The sequence below is a fragment of the Ideonella sp. genome (genome assembly GCF_035254525.1).
In the GTDB taxonomy this organism is placed as follows: Bacteria; Pseudomonadota; Gammaproteobacteria; order Burkholderiales; family Burkholderiaceae_C; genus Ideonella.
Genome location: NZ_DATFAN010000041.1, coordinates 1 through 11368, shown reverse-complemented (window position 1 = coordinate 11368; position 11368 = coordinate 1). Strand labels below are relative to the sequence as shown.

6 protein-coding genes are annotated in these 11368 nt (G+C 71.8%); 3 read left to right on the top strand and 3 right to left on the bottom strand.

What is annotated here, in order from left to right; translation table 11 throughout:
* From VJ693_RS04040 to VJ693_RS04030, 3 genes are all read right to left on the bottom strand, one after another.
* On the bottom strand, positions 1 to 1214 hold a 1214-nt coding region (locus tag VJ693_RS04040; protein ID WP_324152179.1), incomplete at its 3' end, for a nodulation protein NfeD.
* 142 nt (positions 1215 to 1356) lie between these two features.
* Positions 1357 to 1566, bottom strand: coding sequence for a dodecin (locus VJ693_RS04035; RefSeq protein ID WP_324152178.1), 210 nt, complete (start codon positions 1564 to 1566; stop codon positions 1357 to 1359).
* A gap of 66 nt (positions 1567 to 1632) precedes the next feature.
* The gene (locus VJ693_RS04030) at positions 1633 to 2397 is read right to left on the bottom strand and encodes a VOC family protein (RefSeq protein WP_324152177.1); all 765 of its coding nucleotides are present in this window, start codon (positions 2395 to 2397) and stop codon (positions 1633 to 1635) included.
* A gap of 107 nt (positions 2398 to 2504) precedes the next feature.
* Between VJ693_RS04030 and VJ693_RS04025 the strand changes: the two genes are divergently transcribed.
* From VJ693_RS04025 to pbpC, 3 genes are all read left to right on the top strand, one after another.
* Complete coding sequence (locus VJ693_RS04025) at positions 2505 to 3575, top strand: alpha/beta fold hydrolase (RefSeq protein WP_324152176.1); 1071 nt, start codon at positions 2505 to 2507, stop codon at positions 3573 to 3575.
* Between the two features lie 68 nt (positions 3576 to 3643).
* Complete coding sequence (locus VJ693_RS04020) at positions 3644 to 9811, top strand: MG2 domain-containing protein (protein ID WP_324152175.1); 6168 nt, start codon at positions 3644 to 3646, stop codon at positions 9809 to 9811.
* On the top strand, positions 9808 to 11368 hold a 1561-nt coding region (gene pbpC / locus VJ693_RS04015), incomplete at its 3' end, for a penicillin-binding protein 1C (RefSeq protein ID WP_324152174.1). The genes VJ693_RS04020 and pbpC, both read left to right, overlap by 4 nt.

Here is an 11368-nt window from a genome sequence, read left to right as displayed (position 1 = left end):
ACTTCGCCCGTGGCGCCCACCATCTGCCCCGCGCCGGATACCAGCGGCCGCCGCCGTGCCCGCGCGGCCATGCTCGCGATGCCGACGACGGCCAGGCCCGACACCAGCGCCAGGGTGCCGACCAGTGCTGGCGGCACGCCGAAGCCCGGCGCCTCGCTGTCCACCAGCAGCAGCGCACCGAACGCAAACGCCGCGACGCCGCCCAGCCCCAGCGCGCCGAAGCTCGGCACGAAGGCTTCGGCGACGAAGAACGCCAGCCCCAGCACGATCAGCCCCAGGCCGGCCAGGTTGATCGGCAACATCTGCAGCCCCCACAGCGCGAGCAGCAGGCTGAGGGCGCCCACCACGCCGGGCGCCACCATGCCGGGGTTCATGAACTCGAACAGCAGGCCGTAGAAGCCGATCATCAGCAGGATCAGCGCGATGCTGGGGTCGCTGATCGCGGCCAGCGCGCGCTGGCGCGCATCGGGCTCGATGTCGATGACGCGGGCATTCGCGGTCGCGAGGGTGACGAACACGGCCCGCGGCCCGCTCGCTCCGGCGCCGACGGCGACCCGGCGTCCATCGAGCCGGTGCAGCAGGTCATCGACGTCGTCGGCCACCAGGTCGATCACGCGGCGCGCCAATGCGTCGTCGGCCGGCAGGCTGACCGATTCGCGCACCGACTGCTCGGCCCAGGCGGCATCGCGGCCGCGCAACTGGGCCAGGCCGCGGATGTAGGCGGCGGCATCGTTGACCCGCTTGGCGGTCGGCACGTCGTCGCTGCCGCGTGCCGGCGCCGAGGCGGTGCTGGCGGGCCGGCCGGGCGCGGCGTCGGGCCGGCTGTCGGGTGGTCCGCCAGGGGACGGCGAGGGCATGCCGATGGCGATCGGCGTCGCGGCGCCCAGGTTGGTGGCCGGCGCCATCGCGGCGACGTGGGCGGCATAGAGGATGTAGGTGCCGGCGCTGGCCGCCCGCGCGCCGCGCGGCCCGACGTAGGCGGCCACCGGCATCGGCGCGCCGAGCACGTCCTTGATGATGCTGCGCATGGCGGTGTCCAGCCCGCCCGGCGTGTCCATCTGCAGCACGACCAGCTGGGACTGCTCGCGCGCCGCGCGGGCCAGGCCACGATGCACGTAGTCCGCCGTGGCCGGGCCGATGGCGCCGTCGATGCGCAGCAGCGCGACCGGCGCCGGCGCGGAGGCGGTCTGGGCGAAGGCCGGCGCAAGCAACATCGCCCACGCCAGCCATGCTCCAGACAAGGCGCTCCGAAGGAGCCGCCGCCCATCAAGTGGCGTGCGCGGATCCGGCTTCGCCGGTCCGCTGCGCGAGCCCCCCCGGGGGGCAGCCCCCGGAAGGGGGCGTGGGGGCTTCACTTCACGGCTCGACGCGGAACCCGACTTTCAGCGTGACCTGGAAGTGCGCCACCTTGCCGTCGGCCACGTGGCCGCGCGTCTCGGTGACTTCGAACCAATCGATGCGGCGGATCGTCTTGCTGGCGGTCTCGATCGCGTTGCGGATCGCGTCGTCCGTGCTGCTGGTGGACGAGCCGACGAGTTCAACGAGCTTGTAGACGTGGTTCGACATCGCGTGCTCCTCGGGTGGGGTCCGAAGGCCAGCGTACACCCACGCCGCCGCGCCCGCCAGCGGTGGTCACATCGGCACCGGCTTGATCATCGCGATCGCCGCGCCCAGCGGGTCGATCAGCGCGGCGATGCGGCCGACGTTCGGCACGTCCATCGGCGGGAACAGCATCTGGCGCGCGCCCAGGCTCTGTGCCTTGGCGGCGCTGGTGTCGCAGTCGGCCACGTGCACGTAGGGCAGCCACATGCTAGGCATCGGCTGTTGCGGCTGGTACAGGCCGGCGCGGCTCTGGCCGTTCGCGCTCTTGAGCAGGTGGTACTGGCCCTGCTCGCCCATGTCCATCGTGTCGTGGGTGTAGCCGAAGGCGCGCTCGTAGAAGGCCAGCGCGGTTTTCGCATCGGGTGTCGACAGCTCGTTCCAGACGAAGCCGCCGGGGGGCACATCGCCATCGGGCACGTCACCGTTGGCGCTGGTCCAGAGGCAGAACGCCGCGCCGGTCGGGTCGGTCAGGCCTGAGCCGCGGCCCACCGGCGGGAAATCGGTCGGCGGCAGCGTTTCCTTCGCGCCCGCGGCCAGCGCGGCGCGGTGGCTGGTGTCGACATCGTCGACCGACAGGTAGCTGATCCAGTGGTTGGCCGCGCCCGGCTCGGCGGCGCACAGGCCGCCGACGCCGCCGTCGCCGTTCATCAGCATGCGATAGGTCTGGTTGCCCATCGGCATGGATTCGACGTGCCAGCCAAAAAGCTGCTCGTAGAACGCGCGGGCCTTGGCGATGTCGTTCGACACATGCTCGAACCAGATGAACTTGCCAGGCAGGTGAGGGGTCTTTTCCATGACGGGCCTTTCGGGTCGGTTCGCAGGAGGAACTGGTGAGTTTCACTCGGGTGCCCGGATCCGCCAAGCCCATGACCGGAGTGAAGTCAAGGCATAGTCCGCCCATGATGTTTCGCCACTTTGCATCTGCCCTGATCGCCTGCGCCTGGACCTTCCTGGCCCAGGCGGCCGAACCTCCCGCGCCTGCCGAAGGCGACTTCGTCACCCGCGATTTCCGCTTCGTCAGCGGCGAGACGCTGCCCGAGCTGCGGCTGCACTACCGCACCCTCGGCACGCCGCAGCGCGATGCGCAGGGCCACGTGGACAACGCCGTGCTGATCATGCACGGCACCGGCGGCAGCGGGGCGCAGTTCATCCGGCCCGAGTTCTCGGGCGAGCTGTTCGGCCCGGGTGGCGTGCTCGATGCGAGCCGCTACTACCTGATCCTGCCCGACGGCATCGGCCACGGCGGCTCGTCCAAGCCCAGCGACGGGCTGCACGCGAAGTTCCCCACCTACGGCTACGAAGACATGGTGCGCGCGCAGCACCTGCTCGTCACCGAGGGGCTGAAGGTCGACCACCTGAGGCTCGTGATGGGCACCTCGATGGGCGGCATGCACACCTGGCTCTGGGGCCAGCGCTACCCGGACTTCATGGACGCGCTGATGCCGCTGGCCAGCCTGCCCACGCAGATCAGCGGGCGCAACCGCATCTGGCGCCGGCTCGTCATCGACGCGATCCGCCACGACCCGGCCTGGAACGGCGGCAACTACACGCGCCAACCGCCGAGCCTGCGCACGGCCACCGAGATGCTGATGTTCATGTCGAGCAACCCGCCGCTGCGCCAGGCGCAGATGCCGACGATCGAGGCGGCCGATGCGGTGATCGACGCGGCCATCACCAACGGCGAGCGCAGCACCGACGCCAACGACACGCTCTACCAGGTCAGCGCCTCCTACGATTACGACCCCGGCGCGGGGCTGGAGAAGATCGAGGCGCCGCTGCTCGCGATCAACACGGCCGACGACCTGATCAACCCGCCGGAGTTGGGCATCCTCGAGCGCGAGATCCGCCGCGTGCCCAAGGGGCAGGCGCTCGTACTGCCGCTGAGCGACCAGACGCGCGGCCATGGCTCGCACACGGTGGCCGCGCTGTGGAAGGACCGGCTGGCCGACTTGCTCGCCCGCACCCAGAAATAGGGGTCTGCGCGCGCCGGGATCGCGCCGGCCGTCGGGCATCATCGCGGGCGACGCAGGAGGAGCCCGCCTTGAACAAGATCCAACATCGCGCCGCACAGGCGCTTTCCGCGCTGGTGCTGACCTGGGCGCTGCCCGCATCGGCCGGCGCCTTCACCGTCCAGACCTTCTCGCCGCAGGGCGAGACGGCGCAGGTGCGCCAGGCCCGGGCGACCTTCTCCGAACCGATGGTGCGCTTCGGCGACCCGCGGCTGCCGGCACCGTTCGACGTGCGTTGCCCGACGCCCGGCAGCGGCCGCTGGGTCGACGACAAGACCTGGGTCTTCGATTTCAAGCAGGACGTGCCGGCCGGCAGTGCCTGCAGCCTGTCGCTGAAGGCCGGCCTGCAATCGCTCGCCGGCAGCGCGGCCAGCGGCCCGGGCAAGTTCGAGTTCAACACCGGCGGGCCGGTCGTCGTGCGGGCCTACCCATACGCCGGCGGTGACGGCGACACGCGCATCGAGGAAGAGCAGGTCTTTGCGCTGCTGCTCAATGGCGCGGCCACCCCCGAGAGCATCCAGCGCTTTGGCTACTGCCAGGCCTCGGGCCTGGGCGAGCGGTTGCCGCTGCAGGTGGTCGACGGCGCGGTGCGCGATGCGATCCTCAAGGCGGTGAACCTGCAGCCCCAGCGCGCGCGCGTGGCCACCGTGCGCTGCGCGCGGCCGCTGCCCAACGGCGCCAAGGTCGAGATCGTCTGGGCCAAGGGCATCGCCACGCCGTCGGGCGTGCCGAATTCGGCCGACCGGCGGCTGAAGTACGCCGTGCGGCCGCCGTTCACGGCCAGCTTCACCTGCGAGCGCGAGAACGCGCGGGCCGATTGCCTGCCGATCCGGCCGCTGCGGCTGGAGTTCTCGTCGCCGGTGCCGCGCGCGCTGGCCGAGCGCGTGGCACTCGTGACGCCGGGCGGCGAGCGCCTGGCGCCGCAGGTGGAGACCGGCCGTGGCGAACAGACGGAGCAGTTGCTGTCGTTCTGGGACCGCGGCATGCGCCGCTTCCTGTGGCTGGTCGGGCGCAGCAAGGGCGACGCGGTCGACGCCGAGAAGGCCAAGGCGCAGGAGGGCGTGAGCGCCGTGCAGTGGAAGGCCGCGCTGCCCGAGAGCGCCGCGCTGCGCATCGAGCTGCCGCCGGAGTTGAAGGACGATGCCGGCCGCGGCCTGGCCAACGCGAGCCAGTTCCCGCTCGCGGTGCGCACGGCCACCGCGCCGCCGCTGGCCAAGTTCGCCGCGGCGCCGTTCGGCGTGCTCGAGTGGCACGACCAGCCGCTGCTGCCGGTGACGCTGCGCCATGTCGAGCCGGACCTGGTGGTCAAGGGCGCCAACGTCACCGCCGCCTCGCCGCCCGGCCAGGTGCGTGACCTGAAGCTGACCGACGACGCGCAGATCGTCGCGTGGCTCGCCAAGGTGCACCGCTACCACGAGAACGTGCTGCCGCGCGGCGCGGTCGAGGCCGAGCTGGGCATCAAGCTGCCGCCGCCCCCGCCGAAGCAGAAGCCGGCGCGCCCGGCCAAGCGCTACGGCCAGGATGCAGGCGAGGGCGACGGCGAGGGCGAAGAAGGCGAGTACGGCATCGACGAGACCCGCGTGGTGCAGACCCGCGCGGTGAGCCTGCTGAACACCGACAAGAGCGCCCGCAAGCTCGCGCTGCCGCCGACCGATGCGAAGGACCAGCGGCCGTTCGAGGTGGTGGGCATTCCCCTGCCCGAGGCGGGGCTGCACATCGTCGAGATCGAGTCGCCGCGGCTCGGCCGATCGCTGCTGGACCGCGACGCGCCGATGTACGTGCGCACCGCGGCGCTGGTCACCAACCTGGGCGTGCATTTCAAGTGGGGCGCGGTCAATTCCGGCGTCTGGGTCACGACGCTGGACAAGGCGCAGCCGGTGGCCGATGCGCAGGTGCAGGTGTCCGATTGCCGCGGCGAGCCGAAATGGCAGGGCCGCACGAACGCGCAGGGTTTCGTGCAGGTCGACCAGGAGCTGCCGCCCTTGCCCTGGGGCTACTGCAACCGCGGCGACGACGAGGGCAGCGGCGAGAACGGCTACTTCGTCAGTGCCCGCCACCTCGATGCGCCCACCGGCAAGGCCGACCTGGCTTTCGTCTGGTCCACCTGGAATCAGGGCATCGAGGCCTGGCGTTTCCACGTCGGCTACGGCGGCGGCCGCTACGGCGACCAGGAGGCGCGGGCACAGCGCATGCACACCGTGCTGGATCGCACGCTGCTGCGCGCCGGCCAGGTGGTGTCGATGAAGCACTACGCGCGCGTCGAGCGGCTCGTCGGCCTCGGGCTGGCCACGCCCGATGCGCTGCCGCGTACGCTGCGCATCGTGCACCAGGGCTCGGGCCAGCGCTTCGACTTTCCGCTCGAATGGCGCGATGGGCGGTATGCCGAAAGCCGCTTCGAGGTTCCGAAGGATGCGCGGCTGGGCGAGTACGACGTGCTGCTGATCGGCGCGCGAGGCCTGAGCTTGACCACCGGCGCCTTCCGCGTCGAGGAGTTCCGCCTGCCGGTGATGACCGGCCGCATCGTTCCACCCAAGGGTGCGCTGATCAGCCCCGCCGAGCTGCCGCTGAACCTGCAGGTCAACTACGGCAACGGCGGCGGCGCGGCCGGGCTGGAGGTCAAGGTCTCGGCCCAGCTTCGCCCCGCCACCGGCAGCCTCGCGCAGCGCGCCGAAGCCTGGCCGGGCTTTCGCTTCGAGCCGCCGCGCCAGCCGCGGGATGCCGAGCAGCGCTCGTTCTTCGAGGAAGACTATGTCGACGAAGACGACGACGAGCGCAGCATCCGCCCGCGGGGCAACGCCGATGTGAGGCTGGTGGCCGACAAGCTGGCCACCACGCTCGACAAGAACGGCGCCGGCAGCGTCAAGCTGACGCAACTGCCGGCGGTGTCGAACCCGTCGGAGCTGGTGCTGCAGGCGACCTACGCCGACCCGAACGGCGAGATCCAGAGCCTGACGCACAGCGTGCCCGTCTGGCCCTCGGCCGTGGTGCTGGGGGTCAAGACCGACCGCTGGGTGTCGGTCAGGCAGAAGCTGCCGACGCAGGTGCTGGCGCTGGACACGGCCGGCAAGCCGATCGCGCAGCAGGCGGTGGCGCTGCGCGCCGTGCTGCACAAGGTGCAGTCGACGCGGCGCCGGCTGGTCGGCGGCTTCTACGCCTACGACAACGAGCGCGCCGACGAGGACCTGGGCGAGGTCTGCAACGGCAAGACGGATGCGCGCGGCCTGCTGCTGTGCGACGTGACGCTGAAGGAGGCCGGCGACATCGAGCTGATCGCCAGCGCCACCGACGCCGGCGGCCACACCGCGCGCGCCGCGGCCAACGCCTGGGTCACGCGCCAGGGCGAGCTCTGGTTCGGCGGCGACAACGACGACCGCATGGACGTCATCCCCGAGCAGCGCGCCTACGAGCCCGGCCAGACGGCGCGGCTGCAGGTGCGCATGCCGTTCCGCCATGCGACGGCGCTGGTGGCCATCGAGCGCAACGGCATCATCGAGACACGCACCGTGCAACTGAACGGCCAGGACCCGACGATCGAGTTGCCTGTCAAGGCCGAGTGGGGGCCGAACGTCTATGTCTCGGTGCTGGCGGTGCGCGGCCGCATCCGCGAGGTGCCGTGGTATTCGTTCTTCCAGTGGGGCTGGAAGACGCCGGGCGAATGGTGGAGCCAGTACCGCGGTGCCGACCAGCTCTACCAGGCCCCGACGGCGATGGTCGACCTGTCGAAGCCGGCGTTCAAGTACGGCATCGCGGAGATTGCGGTTGGCATCGCGGGCCACCGCCTCAAGGTCGACGTGAGCACCGACAAGTCGGCCTACCCGATCCGCGCCAATGCCCAGGTGAAGCTGAAGGTCACCCTGCCCGATGGCAAGCCGGCGCCGGCCGGCACCGAGGTGGCCGTCGCGGCGGTCGACGAGGCGCTGCTGGAGCTGATGCCCAATGCCAGCTGGGATCTGCTGGGCGCGATGATCCGCCACCGCGCCTACGACGTGGAAACCGCGACGGCGCAGATGCAGATCATCGGCAAGCGGCACTTCGGCAAGAAGGCCGCGGCGCCGGGCGGCGGCGGCGGCGCGTTCCCGACGCGCGAGCTGTTCGACACGCTGCTGCTGTGGAACCCGCGCGTCGCGCTCGATGCCAACGGCCAGGCGACGCTCACGGTGCCGCTGAACGATTCGCTGACGAGCTTTCGCATCGTCGCGGTGGCGGATGCGGTGCAAGGGAGCAACGCCGCGCTGTTCGGCACCGGCCAGGCCAGCATCCGCAGCACGCAGGACGTGCAGATCGTCTCTGGCCTGCCGCCGCTGGTGCGCGAGGGCGACCGCTACCGCGCCAGCGTGACGGTGCGCAACACGACGGCCACCGCGATGGAGGTGAAGGTCGACGCCGCGCTGTCCAGCAGCGAGGGCAGCCAGACCCTGGCCGCGCAGGAACTGCACATCGACGCCGGCGGTGCGCAGGAAGCGGCGTGGGACGTGCAGGTGCCCTACAACGCGAAGAGCGTCGACTGGACGATCACCGCCGAGAGCGTGTCCGGCAGCGCGGCGCGTGACCGGATGAAGCTCGCCCAGAAGGTGGCTGAAGCCGTGCCGGTGACGGTGCAGCAGGCCACGCTGCTGCAGCTCGACAAGGCGCAGCCGCTGTCGGTGGCGCCGCCGCAGACGGCGCTGCGCGACGAGCGCGGCGCCCTGCGCGGCGGCATCGACATCGGCCTGCGCCCCAAGCTGGCCGATGGCCTGCCCGGGGTCGCCGAGTACCTGCGCCGCTACGCCTGGACCTGCCTGGAGCAGCAGGCCTCGGTGGCCATCGGCCTGCGCGAGGCCGGGCGTTGGCGAGGCGTGATGGAGCGCCTGCCGCTGTACCTGGACGACGACGGCCTGGCCAACTACTTTCCGCCGCGCGCCGGCAGCCGTAGCGAGGGCAGCGACACGCTGACCGCCTACCTGCTGTCGGTCAGCGCCGAGGCGGGCGGCGAGTTCGCGATCCCCGACGAGTCGCGCGCCCGCATGGAGGCCGCGCTCGTCGCCTTCGTCGAGGGCCGGCTCAAGCGCCAGTTCTGGGTGCCTGCGGCCTTGCGCAACGGCGACCTCGATGTGCGCAAGCTCGCCGCGCTCGAAGCGCTCTCGCGCAGCGGCAAGGTGCAGCCGCGCATGCTGCAGTCGATCCAGATCCTGCCCAACCAGTGGCCCACGGCCGCGGTGATCGACTGGCTGATGGTGCTCGACCGCACGCCCGGCCTGCCCGAGCGCGACAAGCACATCGCCGAGGCCGAGAACATCCTGCGCGCCCGGCTGAACCTGCAGGGCACGCGCATGGGCTTCTCGACCGAGCGCGACGACAACTGGTGGTGGCTGATGGCCAATGGCGATGTCAACGCCGTGCGCCTGGTGCTCGCGGTGCTGCAGCACCCGGGCTGGAAGGACGACATGCCGCGCCTGGTGACCGGCGCGCTGCAGCGCCAGCAGTTCGGCCACTGGTCGACCACGCCGGCCAACGCCTGGGGCGTGCTGGCGGTCGAGGCCTTCTCGCGCCGCTTCGAGAGCGAGCCGGTCGCCGGTCGCACGCAGGCTGGCTTCGATGGGGCCAAGGCGCAGGTGCTGGACTGGGCCGCGACGCCGCAGGGGGGCACGCTGGCGATGGGCTGGCCCGTGCCCCGCGCGGGCGCGGCGTCGGCGCCGTTGTCGGCCGGCGAGTTGAAGGTGACGCACGAGGGCAGTGGCAGGCCCTGGCTGACGCTCGTGTCGAAGGCCGCGGTGCCGGTGGTGCAACCCTTCTCGTCGGGCTACCGCATCACCAAGACGGTCGCGCCGGTCGAGCAGAAGGTGAAGGGGGCCATCAGCCGCGGCGACGTCTACCGCATCACCTTGCAGGTCGACGCGCAGGCCGACATGACCTGGGTCGTGGTCAACGACCCGATCCCGGGCGGCGCCACCTTGCTGGGCAGCGGCCTGGGCCGCGACAGCGCCCTGCAGACCGAAGGCGAGCGGCGCGACGACCGCGGCTGGCTGGCCTACGAGGAACGCAGCTTCGAGGCCTTCCGCGCCTACTACCGCTACCTGCCCAAGGGCCCGTTGACGCTGGAGTACACGGTGCGGCTGAACAACCCCGGCGACTTCGGCCTGCCGCAGACGCGGGTCGAGGCGATGTACGCGCCGGAGATGTTCGGCGAGTCGCCCAACGCGCGGATGGTCGTGAAGCCGTGAAACGCACGTTGCTGGCCCTCGCGTTCGCGTTGGCGCTGGCGCTGGCGGGCCACGCCGGCGCGGCCGAGCTGCCGCGCTTCGAGCAGGTGAGGGCGGCGTACCGCCCATCCGACAGCGTGCTCGTCGACCGCCACGGCGAGCCGCTGCACACGCTGCGCACCGACGCCAACGTACGCCGGCTCGAGTGGGTGCCGCTGGCCGAGGTCTCGCCCGCCCTGCGCACGGCGCTGCTGCTGTCGGAGGACAAGCGCTTCTACGAGCACAGCGGGGTCGACTGGTCGGCCGTCGGTGCCGCCGCCTTCGGCAACCTGTGGAACACGCGCACCCGCGGCGCCTCGACGCTGACGATGCAGCTCGCCGGCCTGCTGGACCCGGCCCATGCCGGCAGCGCGGGCGGACGCAGCGTGGGCGCGAAGCTCTCGCAGGCCGGCGGGGCATGGCAGCTCGAGCGCCAATGGCGCAAGGATCAGATCCTCGAGGCCTACCTGAACCTGGTGCCGTTCCGCGGCGAGCTGGTCGGCATCGGCGCGATGTCGGCCACGCTGTTCGCCAAGCACCCGAGCGGGCTGGACGCGCAGGAGGCCGCGCTCGCCGCCGCGCTGCTGCGCGCCCCGAATGCGCTGGCGCCCACGGTGGCGCGCCGCGCCTGCGGCATCCTGCAGGAGCAGCACCTCGGCTGCGAAGGGCTGGACGGCCTGACGGCGTACTCGCTCGCGCGCAAGTCCACGGCGCGGTTGGATGCCGACGCGCAGATCGCACCGCACCTCGCCCAGCGCCTGTTGCCCGGCGACCCGCGCCCGCGCGTGGCGAGCACGCTCGACGCGCGCCTGCAGCGCTTCACCCGCGACACGTTGCGCCAGCACCTGGCCGAGCTGCAGGGCCGGCAGGTCGAGGATGGCGCCGTGCTGGTGCTCGACAACGCCAGCGGCGAGGTGCTGGCCTGGATCGGCTCCAGCGGCCGCGGGCTGTCGCACGCGGCGGAGGTGGACGGTGTCAGTGCGCGCCGCCAGGCGGGCTCGACGCTCAAGCCCTTCCTCTACGAGCTGGCGATCGAGCAGCGCTGGCTCACCGCTGCCTCGCTGCTCGACGATTCGCCGCTGGGGCTGGAGACGGTCGGCGGCCTGTACATCCCGCAGAACTACGACCACGGCTTCAAGGGCGCGGTGTCGGTGCGCACGGCGCTCGCCAGCTCGCTCAACGTGCCGGCGGTGCGCACGCTCGTCACCGTCACGCCCGAGGCCTTCCACGAGCGGCTTCAGGCGCTGGGCTTCAGCTTGCGCGCCAGCGGCGGCACCTACGGCTACAGCCTGGCGCTGGGCTCGGCCGAGGTCACGCTCGCGGGCCTGACCAATGCCTACCGCGCGCTGGCCAATGCGGGCCGCACGGGCCCGCTGCGCGTGAAGCCCGATGAGGCGCGTGGCGCCTCCCGGGCCGTGATGGACCCGGCAGCCAGCTTCATTGTGGCCGACATGCTGGCCGACCGCGAAGCCCGTGCGCTGACCTTCGGCCTCGACAACGCGCTCGCCACCCGCCACTGGGCCGCGGTGAAGACCGGCA